We start from the raw sequence: 23,071 nt of genomic DNA, 5'->3' as shown, positions 1-23,071 counted from the left end.
AGGCCACCTGTACTTCACTTGCGCGGCAGGCCCTGTGGGTTGATCTCCGAGGCGGGCAGCGCCTCCGACGCCAGGTTCCAGCGCTTGAGCACCTCGGCGTACTGGCCGTTCTTGATCACCGTGTCCAGGGCCTGCTGCAGGGCCTTCACCAGGCCGTCGTCCTTCTTCGTCATCGCCGCGATGTCCGCCGGGATCGTGCCGCCGCCCGAGACCGTTCCGACGATCTTCGTCCGGCCGTCCACCGCCACGTGGTACGCCGATGTCGGGTTCGGGCCCACGTACGCGTCGATGCGGCCCGACTGCAGCGCCAGGTAGTAGTCCGAAGTCGCCTGGTAGTACTGGAACTTCACCGGGGCCAGACCCGCCGCCTTGTTCTGCTGGTCCCAGCGCAGCAGGATCTGCTCCTGGTTGGTGCCCGCGCCGACGCCGATCGTCAGCCCCGCGATGTCCTTCGGCTCCTTCACCGTGATGTTCTTCTCGTTCCGCACCTCGAACGCGATCGTGTCCTTGCGGTAGGTCGCGAAGTCGTACTTGTCCTTGCGCTCCTCCGTCACCGTGATGTTCGAGAACCCGGCGTCGAACTGCCGGTTCTCCACCGACAGGAACAGGTTCTCCCACGACGACGCCTGCAGGTCCAGCTTCAGCCCCAGCACGTCCGCGACCAGCTGCGCGAGGTCGGGCTCGACGCCGATCACCGTCTTGTCGTCGTCCGCGCGGAACGACAGCGGCGGGGTGCCGTTGCCGGTCGTCCCGACCACCAGCGTGCCGCGGGCCCGGATCCCGGCCGGGACGAGCGCCGCGACCGCGTCCACCTTCTGCGCCCGGACGCGGTTCTGGTTCGCGGTGATGTTGACGCCGCCCGGCTTGTCCGCCGGGGCCGTGGTCGCCGCTTCGGGGCTGCCGCACGCGGCGAGCGCGAACACCGAAGCGAGCAGCAAAGTACGCAGTCTCATCATTCTCCTCAAAGGACTTTCTCGACGAAGGCACGCGTGCGGGCGTGACGGGGGTGGTCCAGCACTTCGGCCGGCGGACCCTGCTCGACCACGCGGCCTTCGTCGAGGAAGACGACGGTGTCGGCGACTTCGCGGGCGAAGCCCAGCTCGTGGGTTACGACGACCATGGTCGTGCCCGCCTTCGCCAGGCCGCGGATCACTTCCAGGACTTCGCCGACCAGTTCGGGGTCGAGGGCGGACGTCGGCTCGTCGAACAGCAGGACCCCGGGTTCGAGCGCCAGGGCCCGGGCGATCGCGACCCGCTGCTGCTGGCCGCCGGACAGCCGCCGCGGGTACTCGGCCGCCTTGTCTTCGAGGCCGACGCGGGCCAGCAGCTCGCGGGCCTTGGCCTCGGCTTCGGCCCGCGGACGGCGTTGCGCGGACACCGGCGCCTCGACGACGTTCTCCAGCACGGTCAGGTGACCGAACAGGTTGAAGTTCTGGAACACGAACCCGATCTTCGTGCGCTGCTTGAGGATCTCGCGTTCCTTCAGCTCGTACAGGCGGTCCCCGGCACGGCGGTAGCCCATCAGCTCGCCGCCGACGCTGATGAAGCCGCGGTCGGCGCGCTCGAGGTGGTTGATCAGCCGCAGCAGCGTCGACTTCCCGGACCCGGACGGTCCCAGCAGGACAGTCACTTCACCCGGGCGCACCCGCAGGTCGACGCCGTCGAGGACGGTCAGCGCCCCGAAGCTCTTGTGGACGCCGCGGACGTCCACCATGAAGTCCGTCATGCCCGCCTCCAGGCCGCGCGCAGGCGCTGCAGCGGCGTCGGCGGCAGCGTGCGCTGCGTGCCGCGGCCGAAGTGGCGCTCGACGTAGTACTGCGCGACCGACAGGACGGTGGTCAGCGCCAGGTACCAGGCGGTGGCCACCAGCAGCAGCGGGATCACCCGGCCGCTGCGCGTGTAGATCACCTGGACCTGGTAGAACAGCTCCGGCAGGGCCATCACGTACACCTGCGACGTCGCCTTCAGCAGCCCGACGATCTCGTTCGCGGCGGTCGGCACGATCGTGCGCATCGCCTGCGGCAGCACGATCCGGCGGAACTGCCGCCCGGCCGGGATGCCCAGAGCCGCGGCGGCTTCGCGCTGCCCGGCGTCCACCGAGAGGAACCCGGCGCGCACGATCTCCGCGGCGTAGGCGCCCTGGTGCAGGGCCAGCCCGAGGCCGGCCGCGAGAAACGGCGGGATCAGGCTCATCGTCCCCACCGAGACGAACGACGGCCCGAACGGGACGCCGAAGGAAATCTCGTTGTACAGGATCGCGAGGTTGTACCAGAAAAGCAGCTGGAGAATGAGCGGCACCGACCGGAAGATCCACGTGTAGGTCCAGCTGACCGCGCGCAGGAGCGGATTTCGGGAAATGCGCATCAACGCCAGCACGGTGCCCAGCAGGAATCCGGCGACGACGCCGAACAACGTCAGTTCCAGTGTCAGCGCGATGGCTTCCAAGATCGATTTCTGGAAGACGAACTTCGCGAACGTCGGCCAGTCGAACGCCTTGTTCGTCACCAGCGCGTGGCCCGCCATCGCGACGAGGACGGCGACGACGGCCGCCGCCACCCAGGTCAGCGGGTGCCGCGCGGGCACGATCTTCAGCGTCTCCTCCGGTGCCGCCGCGGGCGCGGGCCGGGTCCCGAGGTCACTGGTCATCTCGTGCCCACCACCGCGGGCAGCGCCTTCGAGAACGCGAGCCGCGTGGCCGGCACGGCGGCGACGTCGAAGTGCGGGGTGTAGCCGGTGGCCAGGTAGAGACCGCGGGCCTCGGGCTGGTTCGGGCCGGTGGTGAGGAAGACACGGGTGTACCCGCGCGAGGCGGCTTCGGCCTCCAGTTCGGCCACCACGCGCCGGGCGAGCCCGCGGCCGCGGTGCGCGCGGTGCGTCCAGATCCGCTTGAGTTCGGCGGTTTCCGGGTCGTAGCGCTGGAAGGCCCCGCCGGCGACGGCGTGCCCGTCCCGCACGAGCAGCAGCAGGCCGCCCGCCGGCGGCGCGAACCGCTCCGCGGGATATTCGCGCAGCTCGAAATGGACGTCGTTGAGCACACGGTGGTACCGCGTCGAATATTCGCGGGCCAGGTCGGCGAGCAATGGCCGGACCCGCGGATCAGACTGGGCGACCCAGACGGATTCGGGCATGGATGTCCCTGTTCTGCGAAACAGCAGGGGAAGAAAAGCGCGTGCGCTTTCCGCTGACACCGCCGACTCTAGGAAGCCCGGCCGAGCCCGGTCAACGAGCGGCCGCCGGGTTCCAGATCCTGGACGGCGGCACGTCCCAGTTCCTGGAAACCGTTGCGCCCACGGCCCGGACAGCGGTCCACTCTGCGCACCCGTTCCCGCGCCGGAAGGAACCCGCATGAGCAAGCCCTGGTTGACCGCCGACTGGGCCGCGGTGGCCGTCGCGGCCGCAGTGGTGCTGCTGGCCGCCTTCGGTGTGCTGCCGACGATCCCCTTCCTCGTCAAATGACCGCGCCGGCCGGCACGACCGCCCGTGGCGGCGGGCTCACCGCGATCCCGGTCCTGCGGCACGTTCCCGGCCTGCTGCTGCTCGCCGCGGTCGGCGTGGCGGGCACGCTGGCGCAGAACGGGATCCGCGCCATCGGCAAGGCGGCCGGCACCGCGCTGCCCGACGTCGAGTACGTGCTGTGGGCGATCATCCTCGGGTTGCTCATCCGCAACACGCTCGGCGTCGCGGCGGTGTTCCGGCCGGGCGTGGCCACCTACGAGTTCTGGCTGAAGATCGGCATCGTGCTGCTCGGCGCCCGGTTCGTGCTGGGCGACCTGGCCAAGCTCGGCGGACTGAGCCTCGGCCTGATCCTCGTCGACATGGCCGTCGCGACCACGGCGATCCTCTTGGTGGGCAAGCTTTCCGGGCTCGGCGGGAAGCTGTCCTCGCTGCTGGCGATCGGCACGTCCGTCTGCGGCGTCTCGGCGATCATCGCCGGCCGCGGCTCGATCGACGCCGACGACGAGGACTCCGGCTACGCCATCGCCGCGATCCTCGCGCTCGGCGCGGTCGCCCTGTTCACCTTCCCGCTGATCGGGCACGCCCTGCACCTGTCCGACACGCAGTTCGGGCTGTGGGCGGGCCTGGCCGTCGACAACACCGCGGAGACGACGGCGACCGGCGCGGCCTACTCCCCGCACGCCCAGGACGTCGCCGTCGCGGTGAAGAGCACCCGCAACGCCCTGATCGGCCTGGTCGTCCTCGGTTACGCGGCCTACTGGTCGACCCGCGGCGGCAAGTCGGTCGCGAATGGACCGAAAGAGCGGGCCGTCTTCGTCTGGCGCACGTTCCCGAAGTTCGTGCTCGGCTTCATCGCCGTGTCCGCGCTGGCCACCGCGCACGTGTTCACGAAGGCCGAGGTCACCGGCCTCGGCAACCTGTCCAAGTGGGCGTTCCTGCTGTGCTTCGCCGGCGTCGGCCTGAACTTCGACCTGCGGCAGATGGCGCGCAGCGGGTTCCGGCCCCTCGTCGTCGCGGCGCTGGGCCTGGTCGTGGTGGCGGCGTGCTCCCTCGGCCTGGTGCTGCTGACGTCGCGGTGGTTCACCTTCGGCTGACCAGCGCGGCGGCGGCCAGCGCGACCGCGAACACGCCGTAGGCGGCGAACAGGCCGCCGGCCGAGCTCAGCGCGCCACCGAGCGCGCGGCCCAGCAGCTGCCCGACGCACTCGGCCGTGATGACCGCGGTGGCCAGCTCGGTGGCGCTGTAGGCCGGGCCCGTGGTCGTCGCGCGGACGTACAGGCCGGGATAGGCGAGACCGACGCCGATCCCGGCCACCGCCCACGCGGCCAGCGCCACGCCGAACGAGCCGCCGAAGGCCAGGACCGCCGTCCCCGCCGCGGTCAAGGCGAGCCCGGCCGCCGAAAAGCGGCGCGGGGACCGGGCGACCGCCAGGCTCGTGAGCGCCCAGCCCAGCGGCGCGGCGCTCAGGACGATCGCGGCCTGGCCGAGGCTCACGCCGTACCCGGCGGTCAGCAGCACGGTCACGAGGCTGTCCGCGCCGAAGTAGCCGACGGCGAACAACACCATGGCCGCGAGTGCCGCCGGCGTGCCCCGGCGCAGGCACGCGGTGCCCGCGGGCAGGATCGCCATCGTCCCGGCACCGGCGACGACCGCGCCGAGGACCGCGAGCGGCCACCATCCCTCGCTGAGGACCACCCCCGCCGCGCCGAGCGGCACCAGCAGCGTCCGGCCCAGCGGCCGCGGCGGCGCCTCCGGCTCGTCGCCGGCGGCGCGCACGACGAGCAACCGTCCGAAGAGGACGAACGGTACCGGCGCGAGCAGCGTCCAGCGCCACCCGGCGAGGTGGGCCAGGCCGAGCGTCGCCGCGGGACCGGCCAGTGCGGGCAGGATCCACATCGCCGACGACGCCGCGACCACCCGGCGGCGCAGCCGCTCGTCGAGGTGCCGGATCGCCGAGCCGATCCCGAACACCGCCAGCAGCCCGCTCGCGAGCCCGGTGGACAGCTGGCCCAGCGCGAACACCCACGCCGTCCGCGCGGTGGCCGCCACGGCGAGCCCGCCGGCGTAGGCGAGCGTCCCGGCGGCCAGCGTGCCGCGCGTGCCCAGCCCGGCGAGCACCCGGCTCGCCAGCGGCAGCGCGACGAACAGCCCCAGCGTCGAACCGGCGATCAGCAGCCCCAGCCGGTCCCGGGCGCCGAGGTCGCCGGCGATCACCGGCAGCAGCGTGGACGCGACGAAGCTGGTCACGGCCGCCGCGAACTCCACCGCGACGACGCCGGCCGCCAGCAGCAGCGAGCCCGGCCGCCGCGCCGGCGCGCTCACGTGTACAGCTCTCGCTCGTACACGTTGACCTGCACCCAGACGCCGTCGGGGTCCTGGACCCGCAGCGAGCTGCCGTACCCCTCGTCGATCACCGGCCCCGGTTCGAACCCGGCCGCCCGCAGCCGCGCGGCGACGGCGTCGAGCGGTTCCCCGGTTTCGAAGGCCAGCTCGCACCGGCCCACGTCGGCTCCGCCGGACCGGTGGACGGCGAGCATCCCGCCCGCGGCGGGCAGCTCGGCCCACCCGCCGGGGCGTGACACCGGGCCTGCCTCGAGGCCGAGCACCCGGTAGAACCGCGTCAAGGCTTCGACGTCGGCGGTGTAGCGGATCGGCATCACACGCATCACGGGCGTTCCTCGCTTCGTCGCAGGTAGTCCTCGAGCACGCGCTCCACGAACGCCGACAGCGACTCATCGGCGTCGACCGACGCGTGCTTCACCCGCCTGATGAGGTCGGCAGGCAGGTAGACGCTGAACTGCCGCTTCGCGGTCGAAGGCATGCCCGCATGCTAGCAAATGAGCATGCCCGCCACCGCGGCTTCCCGAAGACGCCCGGACGTCGCCGACGCGCGGTCCGGCGCCTCGATCGCGGCGAAGTGGCCACACGGGACGGCGCTGGTACCTGGCCGGCTGGGACATCGACCGCGTGGACCGCCTTACGCCCCGCACGCCGACGCGTCCCCGGTTCGCCGAGGCGCGGCCGGACGGGACCGAGCGGCCCGCCCGCTCCGGGTACCGTGCCGGGCATGGACTTCGGCGTCATCGGCCGGGCGGCCGGGCTGTTCGCCGTCACCAACGTCGACGACCTCGTGGTCCTGGCGCTGTTCTTCGCGCAAGGAGCCGGCCACCCCGGGTCCGCCCGCAGGGTCGCGATCGGCCAGTACGCCGGCTTCACGGCGATCCTGGCGGTGGCGGCCGCCGCCGCGTCCGGTGCCGCTCTCCTGCCCGCGCGCGTCCTCCCGTACCTCGGGCTGCTGCCGGTGGCGCTGGGCGTCCGGGCCGCCGTGCGGGCCTGGCGGCACCGGCACGATCCCGGCGACGGCAAGGCCGGCCGCGGCGGTGGTCCCGGCGTCCTCGAAGTCGCCGCCGTCACCTTGGCCGACGGCGGGGACAACATCGGCGTCTACGTACCGGTCTTCGCCACCGCCGGCGTCGGCGGCATGACCGGCTACCTGGCCGTGTTCCTGGTCCTGGTCGCCGGGTGGCTCGCCGCGGGCCGGTTCTTCGCCACCCGCCCGGCGATCGCGAAGGCGCTGTCGCGGCGGGGACACTTCCTGTTGCCGCTCGTCCTGATCGGCATCGGCGTGCTCATCCTCCTCGACGGCCCGTGACGCGCGGGCGTCCACAACGGATCAGCCGGCGGTCCGCGCCATCGCGCCCGCGATGAGCACCGCCAGGCCGTGCTCCAGCGCGGGTGCCAGGTCCAGGCGGAGCGCCGTCAGCGCCGGGTCCGCCTCGTAGGCGGCCAGCGCGCTCGCCGACGGACGGCAGTGCGTCCACAGCCCGCCCGTCAGGATCATCGCCAGCAGGCACACCGGCTTCGCTTCGTCCCCGACCTCCGGCAGGTAACGGCGCATCAGCTCGGCCATCGTGTCGAGCCCGGCCAGAGCCGAGCGCTTGAAGCGCACGACCACGTCCACGGACACGTTGTGCTCCAGCACGCCGGCCTGCGCGCCGATCAGGTCGCACAGCACCGTGCGGCGGGCCAGCGAGCGGGCGACCACCGCCGCGAACACCTCGCCGCGCTCCGCCGGCGGCAGGCCCGGGTCGACGCCCGCGGCCAGCTCGCCCGCCAGCTCGGTCAGCCAGTCCCGCAGTGCCCGGTCGAGCAGTTCGAGCAGGACCGCTTCGCGGGATTCGAAATAGCGCAGCACGTTCGACTTGGCCAGCCCGACCCGCCTGCTGAGCTCGTTGAGGCTCACCTCGGCCACCGGCATTTCGGCGAGCATGGCCAGCGCCGTGTCGAGGATCGTCCGGCGCCGCTCCTCCCGCTGCTCCGCGCTGCGCGCCCGCTGGAACGTCATGCCACCCAGCGTATCGCCTTTCCGGCACCTTGAAGACCGGCGGTCTCTTGACAACAGACCGACGGTTCCTTAGCGTCGGAGACGTAACAGACCGCCGGTCCGCAACGAGCCGGCACGGAGGGATCACCATGAGCAGGAACTGGACCGAACGCGACGTCCCCAGCCAGCAGGGCCGCGTCGCCGTCATCACCGGCGCCAACACCGGCCTCGGCTTCGACACGGCGAAAGTGCTGACCCAGCGCGGGGCGAAGGTCGTGCTCGCCGTCCGCGACGTCGAGAAGGGCAAGCAGGCGGCCGCCCGGTTCGGCGCGGGTGCCGACGTCACCGTGCAGGAGCTGGACCTGGCCTCGCTCGAGTCCGTCCGCGCCGCCGCGGCCGACCTGCACGCCACGCTGCCGAAGATCGACCTGCTGATCAACAACGCCGGCGTGATGTACCCGCCGCGGCAGACCACCCGGGACGGGTTCGAGCTGCAGTTCGGCACGAACCACCTCGGGCACTTCGCCCTCACCGGGCTCCTGCTGGACCTGCTGCTGCCGGTCGCGGGCTCCCGCGTGGTGACGGTCGCCAGCATCGCCCACCGCATCCGCGCCGCGATCCACTTCGACGACCTGCAGTGGGAGAACTCCTACGACCGCGTCGCCGCGTACGGGCAGGCCAAGCTGGCCAACCTGATGTTCCACTACGAGCTGCAGCGCCGCCTCGCCTCGCACGGCACGACGGCGTCGCTCGCCGCTCATCCCGGGGTGGCCCGCACGGAGCTGATGCGCAACTCCCCCGCGATCGCCCGCGCGCTGTTCCCGGCGGTCGCGCCGCTGTTCACCCAGAGCTCGGAGCGGGGCGCGCTGCCGATCCTGCGTGCCGCGACCGACCCGGCCGCCCTCGGCGGCCAGTACTACGGCCCGGACGGCCCGGGCGGCTACCGCGGGCGCCCGCAGGTGGTCGCGTCCAGCCCGCGGTCCTACGACCTGGCGGTCCAGCGACGCCTGTGGACGGTCTCGGAGGAGCTGACCGGGGTCAAGTTCCCCGTCGGCTGACCGTCCACAGCAGCCACCGCGGAGTCCACTTCGGACACCGCGTCCCTGGGAGTGACAGGGCCAGGCACGGGCGGGAACCGCGGGCTACCGTGAAAACGTGACCGACGAACCGAACCTCCTGGGCGATCTCCTCCGCGCCCGCCGGGAGCTGCTCACCCCCGAACGGGCGGGCATCCCGGCGGACGGGGTGCGGCGGGTGCCGGGCCTGCGCCGGGAAGAGGTCGCGATGCTGGCCGGCATCAGCGCCGACTACTACCTGCGCCTGGAGCAGGGCCGTGACCGCAACCCGTCCCGCCAGGTCATCGAGGCACTCGCCCGCGTGCTGCAGCTGGACGAGGACGCCACGGCGTACCTGATCAGCCTCACCGATCCCCCGCCGCGCCGCCGACGGCGGCGGAGCCGCAAGGAAACCGTCCCGCCGAACATCGTCAAGTTCGTCGCGGCGCTCACGCTGCCCGCCTTCGTCGAGGACCGCTACCTCGACGTCCTCGCGGCCAACCCGCTCGCCGCGGCGCTTTCCCCGCGCCTGGTCGTGGGCGCCAACCGGCTGCGGGACGTCTTCCTCGACCCGGCCGAGAAAGCGCTCTTCCCGGACTGGGAAAGCGCGACACGGGCCTTGGTCGCCGGCTTCCGCCAGTCCGTGGGCACCGAGATCGACGATCCCCGGTTCATCGAGCTCGTCGGCGAGCTTTCGCTGGCCAGTCCCCGTTTCCGCGAGCTGTGGGCGCGCCACGACGTCGAGAACCGGCGCGGCGCGACGGTCCGGTTCGCCCACCCGGTGGTCGGCGAACTGGTCCTGAACCGGGAAAAGCTGCTCGTCAGCGAGGCACCGGGCCTCGTGCTCGCCGTCTACCACCCCGACCCCGGCACGGACGCCGCGGACAAGCTGGCCCTCCTCGGGTCCGCCGCGCTGGCCCCGGCTCCGGCCCCCGCACCGAAGGAACACCACGTATGAGCAAGCTCGCCCTCGTCACCGGCGCGACCTCCGGCATCGGCCGCGCGTTCGCTGAACGCCTGGCCGCCGACGGCCACGACCTCGTGCTCGTCGGACGGCGGCAGGAGCGGCTGGACGAGTTCGCCGCCGCCCACCCCGGCGTCGCGGTCCGCACCGTGGCGGCCGACCTTTCCCGCGACGAAGGCATCGACGCGGTCGCGGAGATCGCGGCAAGCGAACCTCTCGACCTGCTGGTCAACAACGCCGGCGTGGCGCACTACATGCCGTTGGCCGACTTGCCCGCCGACAAGGCCCGGGAACTGGTCAAGGTGAAGGTGCTCGCGCCCACGCTGCTCGCCCGCGCCGCCGTGGGCGGCATGCGGGAGCGTGGGCGGGGCGCCATCGTCAACGTCGCCGGCATGATCGCCTTCAGCGGGCCGGCACCGCACAGCCAGATGCCCCGCCGCGCGGTGTACGCCGGCACCCTCGCCCACCTGGTCACGCTGTCCCAGACGCTCAGCGCGGAACTCGAAGGCACCGGCGTCGGAGTGCAGGTCGTGTGCCCGGGCGTGGTCGCCACCGAGTTCCACGAGCGCCAGGGAATGGACCTGAGCTCGGTCCCGCGCATGAGCGCGGCCGACGTCGTCACCGCGTCGCTGCGCGGGCTGGAGCTGGGCGAGGTCGTCTGCGCGCCGGGCGTGGAGGACGCGAGCCTCCTCGAGACCGTCTTCGAGGCGGAGCTGGCCGCGTTCGGCGGGCAGAGCCCCGAACTCGCCTCGCGCTACCGGACGGCCTGACCAGGTCTCCTCAGCCGACCCGGATGATCGTGTTTCCCCGGCCTTCCCGGCGGCGGGCGAAGGCGTCGGCGGCCTCGGCGAGGGGCTTCAACCGCCCCCGGTGGGCGAGGTCCGCCGGCCGCGCCGTGGATCAGCACGGTCTGGCCGGTGGTGCCGTGGCCGAGTCCGGCGACCACGCCGGACCGCTCGTGCCCGGGCGCGCTGGGCGTGCGGTCACGGGCGGCGCGGACGGCGGCCCAGCCGAGCGCTTCCCGGCCCGCCGTCCGCGCGCGCCCGGCGACGGCCGGGCGCGCGCGGGGGTTCAGGCCTGCATGAGGATGAAGTCGCCGTGCCCGCCGTAGCCCAGGACGTCTTCGGCGTACTGGGTGCCGTTGAACGTCGGCAGCCACCAGCGGCCGCCGACGCGGACGAGCATCGGGTGCGGGATGTTGGTGCCGTACGGCGCGTTGAGCGTGCCCAGCTTGCGCAGCCGCAGGTCGTACACCGGATACTCGCGGGCGTCGCCGTCGCTGGCGAACAGGTACCACCGGCCGCCGACCTGCTGCAGGATCGTGCCTTCGGTCTGCTTGACGGACGTGTCGGCGCCGAGCAGCGTCAGGCCCTGGTCGTAGTCGGCACCGCGCGGGGCGGCGGCCAGCGCGGGGTGGAACACGAAAGCCGGTTGCTGGGCCGGGCTTTCGACGAACGCGATGTGCCAGCGGCCGTCGATCTTCGTCAGCGCCGGGTCCCACGAGCTGACGGCCGTGGGCAGCGGGAGCTGCTCGGTGGGCAGCACGTGCACGCCGGAAAGGACGTCGGCGTGGGTGACGGTGTGGCGCACGTGGACGCCGTTGAACGCGAAGTCGCCCCAGGAGCTCATCAGCAGGATGAACCGGTCGCCGTCGCGGACGATCTGGCCGGCGTGGTCGCCGAGCACGACGCCGTCGCGCGCGAAGAACAGCGTCGCGACCTGCTCGAGCTTCGTCGGGTCGGCGAGGTCGAGCGTCCACACCGCCCAGTGCGCCTGCTGGAAGAACCCGAGCCCGGCGTTGGTCATCGTCAGGTAGAGCTTGCCGTGACGGATGTAGGGCCGGCCGTCGGCGTACTGCACGACGTGCGGATCGCGGACGCCGGCCTGCCCGAAGTACCCGGCCCGGACCCGGCCCAGCCGAGCCGTCCCGCGGCTGCCGTAGGCGTAGCCGAGCTTGCCCAGCACCGCGGGATCGCGCAGGTCGATCCGCGCCCGGACCCGGTCGCGCTCGGTCAGCAGCGGCCGCCAGCCCGATCCGGTGTCGGCGAGCACGGTGACCGCGTTTTCGTTGACCACCACGGCGAACCCGAACGACGAGGGCAGGTTCGCCGCCACGGTCTTGACGACGGCGGTGCCGGCGGCGGTGGTGATCTCGATGCCCGCCTGCCCCGCGGCGGCGTCGTAGGTGCCGAGCACGGAAACGCCGCCACCGGCCAGCCCGGCGACGACGTGCGCGCCCGCCCCGCGCACCTCGGCGGTCACGGTCCCGTAGGGCGCCTTCGGCCGGACGCCGGTTTCGACGAGCGAGCCCGGCCCGGCCGCGGTGTCGACCTGGACGAAGTTCGGCGCGATGAGGTCGAACGGCCGGAACTGCTCCTTGACGGTGAACTTCAGGTCCAGCGGGCTCGGGGCGGCGGCTTCGGCGGTCCCGCCGAGCAGGCTCGCGGTCACGCCGGTCACCCCCAGCGCGGTGAGGGCACGCAGCACGTCACGTCGATCGAAGTCGGTCACCTTTGACCTCCGGAGGGGGGTGGGGACGGGAGCACCTCAGTTTGCAACGTGGCATGCCACGTTGCAACCACCAGCCGGGAAGTGTGGGCGCACATCGCCGGGGTAACCATGCGGCCACGAAGGGAACCGACCGGAGGTGGAGGCCGAATGTCCGAAGAGGATTTCGCCCGCTCGGAGCAGCAGGAACGGCTGGAGCTGGACGGCGAACCGGAGCCGGACGGCCTGGACTCGCCGGCGTGGTCGCGCGAGAACCCGGACGCGGAGTCGGCGGAGCGGGCAGCGGTCCAGCTGGAGCCGGTGGAAGGCGATGGGCCACCCCGGGACACAGAGCCGGACGCGGTCGGCGCGGCGGCGCGCGACGAGTCGGCCGCGGGGCCGGAGCAGGAAGCGCTGCACGTGGAGGAGGAGCGCGGCTGATCCGGCGACTGGGCGCGGGGCGTCTGGCGCCGGCCATCTCGGAGGACGCGGCCGATCCAGCGGTCGCGCGCGGGGCGTCTGGCGCCCGCCATCTCGGAGGACGCGGCCGATCCAGCGGTCGCGCGCGGGGCGTCTGGCGCGGGGCACCTCGGGACAGCGCGGCTGATCCGGCGACGGGGCGCGGAGCGTCTGCCGCCGCCCATCCCGGGAGAGCGCGGCCGATCCGGCGCTACCTGGCCCACGCCGCCCGGCACCTGCGCTCGGTGCCCGCGGTTCCCGCACCACGAGGCGTGACCAGCCATGCAGGCCAGCACCGGTGAAAGACCGTGACGCCTCGGTCGCGGGCCGGGAAGCCGATGTTTCGACCATCACGGCCGTGGGTATGGCGGGGAAAACGCCGACGACAGCCGGAGGGTGGACGTGACGGGTGAGCGTGGCCGGGTCCGGCCGGAGGACCTGCTGCAGACGACGACCCGCCGCGCCGGGGACACCGACGAGCGGCTGGTGGTGGAGGTGTCGGGGGAAGTCGACCTCCACACCGCCCCGATGTTCGGCGACGCGCTCGCCGCCGCACTGGCCCGCGGGCCCGCGCTGATCGTCGTCGACCTGACCGACGTCTCCTTCCTCGCCTCCATCGGCATCACGATCCTGCTGAAAGCCCGCCGCAGCACCCGGTTGCGGGTGGTGACCCCCGAGCACAGCGGGGTGGCCCGCACCCTGCGGCTGACCGGAGTGGACGAGGTCCTCGGCCTGGTGAGCGGCCGGGCCGACGCACTCACCCCCTGACACCCGGACCCTTGACGTCGTCCCGAGGCGGATGTTCTCATTCCTGGGAGCGCTCCCAGCCGCAGCGGAGGAACACACACGACACTGAGGAGTTCGATGAAGCGCTCCATTGCCGCGCTGGCGGCCGCCTGCGCGACGGTCCTCGGATCCGCGGCCCTGCTGGTGATGCCCCAGGCCTCGGCCGCCGCCCAAGGCTGCCGGGTCGACTACACGGTCACCAACCAGTGGCAGGGCGGGTTCCAGGCCGGGGTCAAGGTCACCAACCTCGGCGACGCGATCACCGGCTGGTCGCTGCGGTTCACCTTCCCCGACGCCGGCCAGAAGGTGGCACAGGGCTGGAACGCCACCTGGTCGCAGTCCGGGACCACGGCCACCGCCACCAACGTCGACTGGAACCGGTCGCTGGGCTCCGGCGCCGCCGTCGACCTCGGCTTCACCGGGACCACCACCGGCGCCAACCCGGTACCGGCGTCGTTCGCCCTCAACGGCGTGACCTGCACGGGCACCACCGGCCCGAGCCCGACGACCACCACCAGCACCAGCACCACGACCACGACGCCGCCGGCCGGGCGCACGCCGCTGGCGGCCAACGGGCAGCTGCACGTCTGCGGCGTCCACCTGTGCAGCGAGGCGAACCGGGTGATCCAGCTGCGGGGCATGAGCACCCACGGGCTCCAGTGGTTCGACGGGTGCTACAACACCGCGTCGCTCGACGCGCTGGCGAACGACTGGCACGCCGACCTGCTCCGCATCGCCATGTACGTCCAGGAGCAGGGGTACGAGACCAATCCGCCGTGGTTCACCAACCGCGTCAACAGCCTCGTCGACGAAGCCGAGAAGCGCGGGATGTACGCGGTGATCGACTTCCACGCGCTCACCCCGGGCGACCCCAACTACAACCTCGACCGCGCCAAGACGTTCTTCGCGGCCGTCGCCGCGCGCAACGCGGCGAAGAAGAACGTGATCTACGAAATCGCCAACGAACCCAACGGCGTCAGCTGGGCGGCCATCAAGAGCTACGCCGAGCAGGTCATCCCGGTGATCCGTGCCGCGGACCCGGACGCCGTCGTGATCGTCGGCACCCGCGGCTGGTCGTCCCTCGGCGTTTCGGACGGCTCGAACGAGACCGAGATCGTCAACAACCCGGTGAACGCGACCAACATCATGTACACGTTCCACTTCTACGCCGCCAGCCACAAGGACACCTACCGCGCCACGGTGAGCCGGGCGGCCACGAAGCTGCCGCTGTTCGTCACGGAGTTCGGCACGGTCAGCGCGACCGGCGGCGGCGCGCTGGACCAGTCGAGCAGCACGGCCTGGCTCGACCTGCTCGACCAGCTGAAGATCAGCTACGCGAACTGGACCTACTCCGACGCGAACGAAAGCAGCGCCGCGCTGCGCCCCGGAACCTGCGCCGGAACCGACTACGGCACGGGCACGCTGACCGAGTCCGGTGCGCTGGTCCGCAGCCGCATCAGCACACCCGACGACTTCTGACCGCCCCTACCCGGACACCGTGCCGGTGCCGCCGCCCGGGCACCGGACGACTTCTCACCGCCGCTCCCCCGGCCGACGCGCCGGTGCCCGCCTGGGCACCGGCGCGTTCCCCGTCGATGGCCGCCGGGGGCACGAATGGCGGATTTTCGGGCACCCGCGCCGCGGCTCCGGTGCGTCCTCGGCGCGCACTGCTACTTTCACCCCCCAGACTTGCTTGAAAGTTCCACCAAAGTTCGCCTGGATGTCAGGAGGGTCGCGTAGTGGGCAACCCGCTGGTCGCCGAGACCAAGGACTCGACCACGGCGTACTCCGGGGTGTCGCTGCTGGAGTCGGCGAACGACCTCAAGTCGGCCATCGAGAGTGGTGACTGGGCTTCGGTGGCGTTGGGTGCGGTGGGGACGGCGCTGGATGCGCTGTCGATGGCGATGGACCCGTTCGGCGCGATCCTGGCGGCGGGCGTGGGGTGGCTGATGGAGCACGTCGGGCCCTTGAAGGAGGCGCTGAACGGGCTGACCGGCAACGCGGATGAGATCGCGGCGCAGGCGCAGACGTGGCAGAACATCGCCACGGAGCTGGGCAGCATCGGCCAGGACTTGACGGGGATGGTGCAGGCCGACACGGCGTCGTGGACGGGCGTGGCGGGGGACGCGTACCGGCAGCGGGCGCAGGACACCGTGACCTTGCTGGAGACGGCGCGGAAGGGCTGCGAAGGTGCCTCGAGCGGGGTGAAGACCGCGGGTGAGGTCGTCGCGGCGGTGCGGGCGTTGGTGCGGGACATCATCGCGGAGCTGGTCGGGCATTTGATCAGCTGGGCGTTGCAGGTGGTGTTCACGCTCGGGATCGGGTTGACCTGGGTGGTGCCGCAGGTCGTCGGCGCGGTGGCGAAGACGGCGTCGAAGATCGCGGATCTGACGAAACGTCTGGTGAAGGCGTTGCAGGCGTTGATCCCGCTGCTGAAGCGGGCGGGATCGTTGTTCGACGACGCGGCCAAGGCGTTGCGGAAGATCACGCCGGGCAAGACCGCGCCGCCGCCGAAGCACGCCGGCATCGACGGCAACCCCAAAGGACTCGACGGGCCCAACGGCGACAGCACCTCCACCTCCGGCGCCGGAGACACCCCGCACCCGAGACCCGGCGCCAAGACCGACCCGCAGCCCAAGGGACCGGACGAAACCCCTTCGCCCACTCCGGACACCACCACCTCCTCCGGCGGCGGGCACACCGCGGGCGGGAGCACGCCGAGAAGCGACCCGGGCACCGACGGCGCCCGCGCCCGCGACCGCGCCCTGCCGTCCGACGCCAAGACCTACTGCGGGGACCCCGTGGACGTCGCGACCGGCGAGGTCGTGATGACCCAGGTCGACCTGACCCTGCCGGGCGAGGCGGGCGAGCTGGCGCTGTCCCGCACCCACCTGTCGGCCTACCGCGCCGGCCGGTGGTTCGGCCGTTCCTGGACGTCCACTTTGGACCAGCGGCTGGAGGTGGGCGACGGCGGGATCCGGTTCTACGCCGAGGACGGCATGGTCCTCGTCTACCCGGTGCCCGCCGGGGACGCCGTGCTGCCGCTGGAAGGCCCGCGCCACCCGCTGCGCCGCTCCCCCGGCGGCTACCGGCTGTCCACCGGCGACCGCGAGCTGCACTTCGCCGGCGACGGCCGCGTCGTGCCGCTCACGGCGATCGAGCAGAACGGCAGCCGCACCGAAATCGCCTACGCCGACGACGGCGCGCCCGCCGCGCTGCGCCGCGACGACGGCGTCGAAGTCCGGATCGCCACGGACGCGGGCCGCGTCGTCGCGCTCGGCGCGCCGGGAGCCGCGCCGCTGGTCCGGTTCGGCTACAACCGGCTGGGCCAGCTCACCACCGTCGCGGACTTCGCGGGCCGTCCGATGACGCTGGACTACGACTTCGAGCACCGGCTCGTCGGCTGGCAGGACCGCACCGGCACCTGGTACCGGTACGTCTACGACGCCGAAGGCCGCTGCGTCCGCACCGCCGGGGCGAACGGCTACTACAACGCGACATTCGGCTACGAGCCCGGCGTCACCCGGCACACCGACGCGGCCGGCCACACCTGGACCTACCGGCTCAACGACGCGCGGCAGCTCGTCGAGCGGATCGATCCGCTCGGCCACTCCCGGCGGTACACGTGGAGCCGCTACGACGAGCTGCTGTCCGAAGTGGACGAACTGGGCCGCGAAACCCGCTACGGCTACGAGAACGGCGAGCTGGTCACGGTCACCCGGCCGGACGGCTCGGTGGCCGGGATCACCCCGGCCGGTGACGGGCAGGTACGGCTGCAGGCGGGCGACGGCGACGCCGTCGTGCAGCGGGTGGTGCCCGCGGCCACGCCGTTCGCCGCGCTGCCCGGAACCGCGCCGGAAGCCGGGCCCGTGGCCGCGCCCGACCCGCTCGGCGACGCGCCGGTGACCGGTGTGCGCCCCGGTGACCGCGACCTGTTCGGCCGTCCGCGGCTGGTGCACACCGCCTCCGGTGGCGCGGCCCGGCTCGGCTGGACGGCCGAGGGCCGCCGCGCCTGGCGGATCGGCCCGCACGGTCACCGGGAGACCTGGGTGCACGACGCGGAAGGCCAGGTCGTCGAATACCGCGACGCGGCCGGCGGGGTACGGCGCCGCGCGTACGGTCCCTTCGGGCTCGCTGTCGCGGACATCGACGCGGCGGGCGCCCGCACGACCTACACCTACGACGGCGAGCTGCGGCTCACGTCGGTGACCGACCCGCGCGGCCTGACCTGGCACTACACCTACGACCCGGCCGGGCGGCTGGTCGAGGAGACCGACTACGACGGCAGGCGGCTCACCTACGGCTACGACGCGGCCGGCCGGCTGCGGACGATGACCGACGGCCTCGGCCGGCACATCGAATTCCGCTACGACGCACTCGGCAACGTCGTCGAACGGCGCACGGCCGACGACGTCACCCGTTACGCCTACGACGCCCTCGGCCGGCTCGTCCTGGCCGAGAACGCCGAGTCGCGCCTGGAGTTCACGCGGGACCGGCGCGGCCGGGTGATCGCCGAGACGGTCAACGGCCTCGGCGTCTGCTGGAGCTACGACGGCACCGTCCTGCGCCGCCGCACGTCGTCCGGAGTGGACAGTGCGTGGTCGTTCGACGACGCCGGCCTGCCGCGGTCGCTGCGGATCGCCGGGCACGACGTCGGGTTCGAGCACGACGCGGCCGGGCGCGAAACCGTCCGCAGCGTCGACGGCACGGTGGTGCTGCGGCGGCGGTTCGACGCGGAGGACCGGCTCGCGGCGGAGGAGATCGCCGGCGTCGGGCAGCGCACCTACGGCTACCGGCCCGACGGCAGGCTCGCCGCGGTCGGGGACGCGACGAGGCCGTGGCGGTTCGAGTTCGACGACGCCGGCCGCGTGATCGAGGCCCACGGCCCGGGCGGGGCCGAACGGTTCACCCGCGACGCCGCCGGCAGCGTCACCGCGGCCGCCACGCCGTCGCTGCCGGGCCCGCGGACCTACCGGCGCAACACGCTGGTCTCGGCCGGCGGCACCCGCTACACCGGCGACGCGCAGGGCCGCGTCACCGGGCGCCACCGCGGCGAGCGGTCGTGGACGTACACGTGGGACCAGCTGGACCGGTTGCGCGGGGTGCGCACCCCGGACGGCGCGCGCTGGACCTACCACTACGACCCGCTGGGCCGCCGGTTCGCCAAGCGCCGCTGGGTCACCGGTGCCGGCGGCGAACCCGAGCTCGCCGTCGACACGCGGTTCTTCTGGAGCGGGTTCGACCTCGTCGAGCGGGTGGAGCTCGGCCCGGACGGCACGGCCCGGATCCTGACGTGGGAGCGCCACCCCCGCGACGGCCGGCCGGTCGTGCAGGTCGAGCGGACCGACTCCGGCGAGCGGTTCCGCTGCGTGATCACCTCACCCGCCGGTACGCCGACCGAGCTGCTCGACGAGCGCGGCGCGGTCACCTGGCGCGACCACAGCAGCCTCTGGGGCGTGCCGCTGCCGGGCGCGGACACCGCGGCCGTGCCGCTGGCCTTCCCCGGCCAGCACCGGGACGAGGAAACCGGGCTGCACTACAACGTGTTCCGCTACTACGACCCGGAGACCGCGCGGTACCTCAGCCAGGACCCGCTCGGGCTGGCCGCCGCGCCGGACCCCGCGGGCTACGTCGACGAGCCCCTGCTCGCCGCCGACCCGCTCGGGCTCGTCGGCACGTGCGGCAGGACCGGCGGCGCGCAGCCGCCGAAGCGGCCGCGACCGGACGGGTTCGACCAGGACCCGGACCTGCGGCCGCCGCCGTCGAAGAAGCCCGACCTCGGCGTCGACGTGAACCGCATGACGCCTGAGGAGTGGGAGCGGTTCAAGCCGCAGCTCGACCAGATGATGCGCGCCGACAAGCACTTCTTCTGGTCCGGCGGCTACAAGAAGGGGCACGGCGCGCCCGACGACCCGTACCTGGGCTCGATCGAGTTCCGCGCCAACCAGATCGCCAAGCAGCACGGCGGCAACACCCTGGAAGGGCTCGTCGCCGACAACCACCTGAAGATGCCGGGCTGGGTCGACGACAAGATGAAGAAGGACCCGGACCAGGGGTACTGGTCGCACGGCGATCACGGTACGTCCAACACGGACCAGAAGAACTTCGTCGGGCAAAAGTGGGACTACGCGTCGGAGACGTTCGCGAAGAACTCGACGCCGGACACCCACGTGGTCTTCCCGGGCAGACCGGGCAAGGAGACGAGCACGGGCATCCCCAACCCGGACGGCGACGTCTACCCGTACCGCCGTCCGGACAACATCTTCGACAAGATCGAGTACCCGAAGCTGGAGCAGAACGGCATCGACGTCACCGAGCACGACGCCGAAACCGGCGCGACGCGCCCGTACCGGAAGCCGCCGAAGACCTGACGCTAGCCGCCCAAGGCCGGGCCGATCCAGCGGCGGACGAGGGCGCGCAGCCGGTCGTCGGTGGACGCCGGGTCCGCGGGGTGCTGCAGGAAGGACATGAACAGCCGCATCAGGACCTCCGCCAGGCCGCGCAGGTCGTCGTCGGTCCTCACGCCGGCGGCCGCCCAGTCGACCGGCAGGTTGCCGAGGATCCGCGCGCCGAACGAGAACGCCTGCGGCGAAAGGACGCCGTCGCTGAAGAAGTCGGCTTCGCCCGCCTGCAGGAGCAGGCCCAGGTGGGGTTCGGCCGGAACCGTCCGGACCGCGTAGACGACCGACTCCACCGCCGCTTCGGTCGCGCTGCCGAAGGCGGCCAGGTGGCGTTCCATCCGCCCGGCGAACTCCTCGACGCCCGCCAGCGCGACGGCGCGGAGGATGTCCTTCAGGCCCGGGAAGTAGCGGTACACGGTCTGCCGGGTCACCCCGGCTTCGGCGGCGACGTCGGACAAGCTCGTCTTCGCCAGGCCGGCGCGGTCGAGACACGCCGTCGCCGCTTCGACGATCCGGCGGCGCGCCTCGTTCTCCGTGCCGGGCGGGTTGCCCCGCCATCCGTGGTACCCCATGGGCCCATCTTCCCCGACCGGGATCACTCAGGCCGGAGCAGGCCGCCGGGCCCGGTACAGCGCGGCCAGCACGAGACCGGCCGCGAGGAAGCAGGCGAGCGCGTAGAGCGCGCTTGCCGGCGGCACCGGGAAGGAGCCGAGCCAGATCACGGCGAGCACCCCGAGGTAGCTCGCCGGGTAGTACCGGGCGAAGGCGGGCACCGGTTCCTCCGGCGGCGACCGGTGCGTCGCGACGACCCAGCCCCCGGCCAGCCAGACCAGGGCCAGCTCGGCGCCGAGGATCCAGGCCTGCGCGGTGGTGTGGCCCTGGACCAGGCTCGCCGGGAGGCCCGCGACCACCATGGCGAACGGCGTGAGCACACCGGCCAGCAGGACCTTCGGGACCGACGCGCGGTGCCCGGCCAACCGCACCACCAGGTAGGTCATGGCGGCCATCGACACCGAGGCGAACAGCAGCATGCTCGTCAACGGCACCGTGGCCAGCGCCGGCCGGTCGACGATCCGGTTGCCGGGGTTCCAGGCCCACCACTTCAGCGGCGGCCCGATCTGGTCGAAGACCTCGTAGAACACCTGGCACACGAAGGCGACGGCCACCGAGCCGCGCAGCGCGCCGCGCCGGAAGATGCCCAGCGACCGCACGAGCTCGTACGCGAGCTGGCTGAACATCGGGTAGAACGCGACGATGTACAGCGGCAGCCGGTCGCCCATGAACTGCACGGTGAACCGGTTGTGGGCGAAGATGAAGCCGTACCGCCGGTCGAGGCCGAACCACTCCGGGAAGTACAGCGGCGGCTCGGTGACCAGGAGGTAGACCAGCGACGCCCACCACAGCGCCAGGTTGACCGGATCGCCCGCGCGGGCCCGGCGGACGGCGTGCACCAGCGCGAAGACGGCGCCGCCGACGACCAGCAGTTCCAGCAGCGGCATCGTCCAGTTCCCGAGCTGCCACGGCGGGCGGACCGACACCACCGGCGAGACGTCGTGGCAGTCGAAGCCGAGCCCGCGCGTGACGGCCTCGGCGTCCGGCCCGCACGCGGTGCTCATCGCGCGGCCGCGGGCGAGTAGTCCGTGGCGGGTGGCTCGGCCCGCGGGTCGAACCCGGACGGCACGCGGTGCCGCCCGAGCGCCGCGCGGACGCGGTAGCGCAGGAGCCCGGCGAGCACGCGGGGGTTGCGCAGCATGTCCCCGAGCGACTCGTCGAGGTTGAACACCTTGGCGAAGTGCTCGTCGACGACGTCGTCCTCCCGGGCGGCGCCGACGATGAGCCGGAACGCCGGCCCGGACACGGCCGCCAGCAGGCGCCGCCGCCACTCGGGCGGTTTCTCGGTCCCCTCGGCGCACTCGTACCCCTGGTCCCTGGCCATCGCCAGCCGCCACGGCACGGCCAGCAGCTTGCGCTGCGCCGCCAGGAACCGCGGCACGAACGCCGCGTCGAGCCGACCGGCGCGGGCGAGGTGCGCCCGCAGCAGCAGGGCCGAACCCGCCGCGGAGCTGATGCCCTGGGCGTAGAACGGGTTGAACGCGCAGATCGAGTCGCCGACGAAGACCAGGTTCGCCGGCGGGGTGCGCAGGCGGTCGTAGCGGCGCCACTTGTTGCCGGTCGAACGGGTGAGGTGCACTTCGGAGGCCGGCGCGCACCGCTCCATCGCGGCCGCGAACAACGGCGTCCGCACCCGGCGGGCGACCTCGGCGAACGCTTCGGTGGTGCGCGGCATCTCCAGCCCCCACGAGCCCATGCAGGCGATGACCCGGTTGCCCTCGATCGGGAAGAAGTTGACGAGGAACTCGTGCTCGGCGGGGTGCTCGCCCTTGTCCGGGGTCGGCATGATCACCAGGTGCCGCCACCACCAGGACGCGGGCCGCTCGGCGGGCAGGTCGTACCAGCGCGAGGTGTAGGTGACCTTGGCGTCGAGGGTGCGCACCTCGGGCGCGGGCCAGCCCGCGGCCACCAGCCAGCCGCCGGCCGGGGAGCCGCGGCCCATCGCGTCCACGACGAAGCCGGCGTCGACGTGCTCGCCGCCGGCTTCGACTCCGGTGACTTTCCCGTCGTGCGTGGTGATACCGCCGGCGGTGACGCCTTCGCGGATCACGACGTTGGGCAGCTCCCGCACCTTGTCGCGCAGCACGCGCTCGATGAGGATCCGGGAGCTGTACACCATGGTCATCGAGCTGCGCTTGCGCGCGGACCAGCCCGCGCCGTCGAGGTAGGCGGCGTCCATGGACGGCATCAGGTGCAGCCCGCCCGCGGCGATGAGGTCGGCCTCGAACCCGGGGAACAGGGCCCCGATCGCCCGGCGGCCGGAGTTGAGCAGGAAGTGCGGGTGCTTGCTCTGCGGCACCCCGCGCCGGTGTTCGGCACCGGCGGGCAGTGCGTCGCGCTCGAGCACGAGAACCCGGTCGAAGAAGGGGGCGAGCGCACCGGCGGCGCACAGGCCGGCGGCACTCCCACCCAGGACGACGGCGGTCTTGCCCAGCATGCGGACCCTCCCGTCATTCATACAAAGTGACGCCGAATGTATGAATGACGAAGGGCCCTGTCAAGGAGGCTGGTCAGTTCAGCCGCCATG

General features: G+C 72.7%; 21 protein-coding genes. 9 read left to right on the top strand and 12 right to left on the bottom strand.

Features of this window, described 5'->3' with window-relative positions; translation table 11 throughout:
• Positions 1 to 14: 14 nt before the first annotated feature.
• Genes BT341_RS23075 through BT341_RS23060 form a run of 4 tightly spaced genes read right to left on the bottom strand, consistent with a single transcriptional unit; the run spans position 15 to position 3,128 of the window.
• Positions 15 to 953 carry an ABC transporter substrate-binding protein gene (locus BT341_RS23075; RefSeq protein WP_084742974.1) on the bottom strand — a complete coding sequence of 313 codons (939 nt, stop codon included), beginning with the start codon at positions 951 to 953 and terminating at the stop codon, positions 15 to 17.
• A gap of 8 nt (positions 954 to 961) precedes the next feature.
• The gene (locus BT341_RS23070; protein WP_072478262.1) at positions 962 to 1,726 is read right to left on the bottom strand and encodes an amino acid ABC transporter ATP-binding protein; all 765 of its coding nucleotides are present in this window, start codon (positions 1,724 to 1,726) and stop codon (positions 962 to 964) included.
• Positions 1,723 to 2,646: an amino acid ABC transporter permease gene (locus BT341_RS23065; protein ID WP_072478261.1), complete on the bottom strand. Its 924-nt coding sequence runs from the start codon at positions 2,644 to 2,646 to the stop codon at positions 1,723 to 1,725. Before BT341_RS23065 ends, BT341_RS23070 begins: the two co-directional genes overlap by 4 nt.
• A complete protein-coding gene (locus BT341_RS23060; RefSeq protein ID WP_072478260.1) occupies positions 2,643 to 3,128 on the bottom strand; it encodes a GNAT family N-acetyltransferase in 486 nt (161 codons plus the stop codon). Before BT341_RS23060 ends, BT341_RS23065 begins: the two co-directional genes overlap by 4 nt.
• Before the next feature lie 324 nt (positions 3,129 to 3,452).
• Here BT341_RS23060 and BT341_RS23055 point away from each other — a divergent pair, with 324 nt between their 5' ends.
• A complete protein-coding gene (locus BT341_RS23055) occupies positions 3,453 to 4,550 on the top strand; it encodes a YeiH family protein (protein ID WP_072478259.1) in 1,098 nt (365 codons plus the stop codon).
• Here the strand turns inward: BT341_RS23055 and BT341_RS23050 are convergent.
• From BT341_RS23050 to BT341_RS23040, 3 genes are read right to left on the bottom strand one after another with little or no spacing between them, the layout of a single operon-like run.
• Positions 4,537 to 5,778 (bottom strand): MFS transporter, encoded by a 1,242-nt coding sequence (locus BT341_RS23050; protein ID WP_072478258.1) that lies wholly within the window; start codon positions 5,776 to 5,778, stop codon positions 4,537 to 4,539. The two genes, BT341_RS23055 and BT341_RS23050, sit on opposite strands and share 14 nt — an antisense overlap.
• Entirely contained in the window at positions 5,775 to 6,122 is a 348-nt protein-coding gene (locus BT341_RS44440; RefSeq protein ID WP_072478257.1) for a VOC family protein, read from the bottom strand. The genes BT341_RS23050 and BT341_RS44440 overlap by 4 nt, the downstream gene beginning before the upstream one ends.
• A complete protein-coding gene (locus BT341_RS23040; RefSeq protein WP_072478256.1) occupies positions 6,122 to 6,277 on the bottom strand; it encodes a ribbon-helix-helix protein, CopG family in 156 nt (51 codons plus the stop codon). The genes BT341_RS44440 and BT341_RS23040 overlap by 1 nt, the downstream gene beginning before the upstream one ends.
• Before the next feature lie 246 nt (positions 6,278 to 6,523).
• Here BT341_RS23040 and BT341_RS23035 point away from each other — a divergent pair, with 246 nt between their 5' ends.
• On the top strand, positions 6,524 to 7,108 hold the full coding sequence (locus BT341_RS23035) for a cadmium resistance transporter (protein ID WP_072478255.1): 585 nt from the start codon (positions 6,524 to 6,526) through the stop codon (positions 7,106 to 7,108).
• Positions 7,109 to 7,129: 21 nt separating this feature from the next.
• Here BT341_RS23035 and BT341_RS23030 read toward each other — a convergent pair whose 3' ends face one another.
• The gene (locus BT341_RS23030; protein WP_072478254.1) at positions 7,130 to 7,801 is read right to left on the bottom strand and encodes a TetR/AcrR family transcriptional regulator; all 672 of its coding nucleotides are present in this window, start codon (positions 7,799 to 7,801) and stop codon (positions 7,130 to 7,132) included.
• Positions 7,802 to 7,929: 128 nt separating this feature from the next.
• Here BT341_RS23030 and BT341_RS23025 point away from each other — a divergent pair, with 128 nt between their 5' ends.
• The 3 genes from BT341_RS23025 (at position 7,930) to BT341_RS23015 (ending at position 10,569) form a co-directional block, all read left to right on the top strand.
• Complete coding sequence (locus BT341_RS23025) at positions 7,930 to 8,838, top strand: SDR family NAD(P)-dependent oxidoreductase (RefSeq protein WP_072478253.1); 909 nt, start codon at positions 7,930 to 7,932, stop codon at positions 8,836 to 8,838.
• A 97-nt stretch (positions 8,839 to 8,935) separates the two neighbouring features.
• Positions 8,936 to 9,793, top strand: a complete 858-nt coding sequence (locus BT341_RS23020) for a helix-turn-helix domain-containing protein (protein ID WP_072478252.1) — start codon at positions 8,936 to 8,938, stop codon at positions 9,791 to 9,793.
• The gene (locus BT341_RS23015; RefSeq protein WP_072478251.1) at positions 9,790 to 10,569 is read left to right on the top strand and encodes an SDR family NAD(P)-dependent oxidoreductase; all 780 of its coding nucleotides are present in this window, start codon (positions 9,790 to 9,792) and stop codon (positions 10,567 to 10,569) included. The genes BT341_RS23020 and BT341_RS23015 overlap by 4 nt, the downstream gene beginning before the upstream one ends.
• Positions 10,570 to 10,870: 301 nt before the next feature.
• On the opposite strand, the gene BT341_RS23010 is transcribed toward BT341_RS23015, so the two are convergent.
• Positions 10,871 to 12,310 carry a hypothetical protein gene (locus BT341_RS23010; RefSeq protein WP_072478250.1) on the bottom strand — a complete coding sequence of 480 codons (1,440 nt, stop codon included), beginning with the start codon at positions 12,308 to 12,310 and terminating at the stop codon, positions 10,871 to 10,873.
• Between the two features lie 147 nt (positions 12,311 to 12,457).
• Here BT341_RS23010 and BT341_RS23005 point away from each other — a divergent pair, with 147 nt between their 5' ends.
• The 4 genes from BT341_RS23005 (at position 12,458) to BT341_RS22990 (ending at position 19,902) form a co-directional block, all read left to right on the top strand.
• On the top strand, positions 12,458 to 12,727 hold the full coding sequence (locus tag BT341_RS23005; RefSeq protein WP_072478249.1) for a hypothetical protein: 270 nt from the start codon (positions 12,458 to 12,460) through the stop codon (positions 12,725 to 12,727).
• Between the two features lie 420 nt (positions 12,728 to 13,147).
• Complete coding sequence (locus BT341_RS23000) at positions 13,148 to 13,513, top strand: STAS domain-containing protein (protein ID WP_245805072.1); 366 nt, start codon at positions 13,148 to 13,150, stop codon at positions 13,511 to 13,513.
• Positions 13,514 to 13,609: 96 nt separating this feature from the next.
• Entirely contained in the window at positions 13,610 to 15,010 is a 1,401-nt protein-coding gene (locus BT341_RS22995; protein WP_072478247.1) for a cellulase family glycosylhydrolase, read from the top strand.
• 260 nt (positions 15,011 to 15,270) lie between these two features.
• Entirely contained in the window at positions 15,271 to 19,902 is a 4,632-nt protein-coding gene (locus tag BT341_RS22990) for a DUF6531 domain-containing protein (protein ID WP_072478246.1), read from the top strand.
• A gap of 2 nt (positions 19,903 to 19,904) precedes the next feature.
• On the opposite strand, the gene BT341_RS22985 is transcribed toward BT341_RS22990, so the two are convergent.
• From BT341_RS22985 to BT341_RS22975, 3 genes are read right to left on the bottom strand one after another with little or no spacing between them, the layout of a single operon-like run.
• On the bottom strand, positions 19,905 to 20,504 hold the full coding sequence (locus tag BT341_RS22985; protein ID WP_072478245.1) for a TetR/AcrR family transcriptional regulator: 600 nt from the start codon (positions 20,502 to 20,504) through the stop codon (positions 19,905 to 19,907).
• Positions 20,505 to 20,531: 27 nt separating this feature from the next.
• Entirely contained in the window at positions 20,532 to 21,548 is a 1,017-nt protein-coding gene (locus BT341_RS22980; RefSeq protein ID WP_072478244.1) for a hypothetical protein, read from the bottom strand.
• A complete protein-coding gene (locus BT341_RS22975; protein WP_072478243.1) occupies positions 21,545 to 22,981 on the bottom strand; it encodes an FAD-dependent oxidoreductase in 1,437 nt (478 codons plus the stop codon). Before BT341_RS22975 ends, BT341_RS22980 begins: the two co-directional genes overlap by 4 nt.
• Positions 22,982 to 23,071: the final 90 nt, after the last annotated feature.

It is taken from the genome of Amycolatopsis australiensis, assembly GCF_900119165.1.
GTDB lineage: Bacteria > Actinomycetota > Actinomycetes > Mycobacteriales > Pseudonocardiaceae > Amycolatopsis > Amycolatopsis australiensis.
This window is presented reverse-complemented; position numbering and strand designations above follow the sequence as displayed.

Bases quoted from the DNA above. Each gene is read 5' to 3' on its own strand.
- BT341_RS23025 (WP_072478253.1), top strand. From the start codon at position 7,930: ATGAGCAGGAACTGGACCGAACGCGACGTCCCCAGCCAGCAGGGCCGC.
- BT341_RS44440 (WP_072478257.1), bottom strand. From the start codon at position 6,122: ATGCGTGTGATGCCGATCCGCTACACCGCCGACGTCGAAGCCTTGACG.
- BT341_RS22985 (WP_072478245.1), bottom strand. From the start codon at position 20,504: ATGGGGTACCACGGATGGCGGGGCAACCCGCCCGGCACGGAGAACGAG.
- BT341_RS23015 (WP_072478251.1), top strand. From the start codon at position 9,790: ATGAGCAAGCTCGCCCTCGTCACCGGCGCGACCTCCGGCATCGGCCGC.
- BT341_RS22975 (WP_072478243.1), bottom strand. From the start codon at position 22,981: ATGCTGGGCAAGACCGCCGTCGTCCTGGGTGGGAGTGCCGCCGGCCTG.
- BT341_RS23070 (WP_072478262.1), bottom strand. From the start codon at position 1,726: ATGACGGACTTCATGGTGGACGTCCGCGGCGTCCACAAGAGCTTCGGG.
- BT341_RS23005 (WP_072478249.1), top strand. From the start codon at position 12,458: ATGTCCGAAGAGGATTTCGCCCGCTCGGAGCAGCAGGAACGGCTGGAG.
- BT341_RS23040 (WP_072478256.1), bottom strand. From the start codon at position 6,277: ATGCCTTCGACCGCGAAGCGGCAGTTCAGCGTCTACCTGCCTGCCGAC.
- BT341_RS23035 (WP_072478255.1), top strand. From the start codon at position 6,524: ATGGACTTCGGCGTCATCGGCCGGGCGGCCGGGCTGTTCGCCGTCACC.
- BT341_RS23030 (WP_072478254.1), bottom strand. From the start codon at position 7,801: ATGACGTTCCAGCGGGCGCGCAGCGCGGAGCAGCGGGAGGAGCGGCGC.
- BT341_RS22980 (WP_072478244.1), bottom strand. From the start codon at position 21,548: ATGAGCACCGCGTGCGGGCCGGACGCCGAGGCCGTCACGCGCGGGCTC.
- BT341_RS23055 (WP_072478259.1), top strand. From the start codon at position 3,453: ATGACCGCGCCGGCCGGCACGACCGCCCGTGGCGGCGGGCTCACCGCG.
- BT341_RS22995 (WP_072478247.1), top strand. From the start codon at position 13,610: ATGAAGCGCTCCATTGCCGCGCTGGCGGCCGCCTGCGCGACGGTCCTC.
- BT341_RS23075 (WP_084742974.1), bottom strand. From the start codon at position 953: ATGAGACTGCGTACTTTGCTGCTCGCTTCGGTGTTCGCGCTCGCCGCG.
- BT341_RS23065 (WP_072478261.1), bottom strand. From the start codon at position 2,646: ATGACCAGTGACCTCGGGACCCGGCCCGCGCCCGCGGCGGCACCGGAG.
- BT341_RS23060 (WP_072478260.1), bottom strand. From the start codon at position 3,128: ATGCCCGAATCCGTCTGGGTCGCCCAGTCTGATCCGCGGGTCCGGCCA.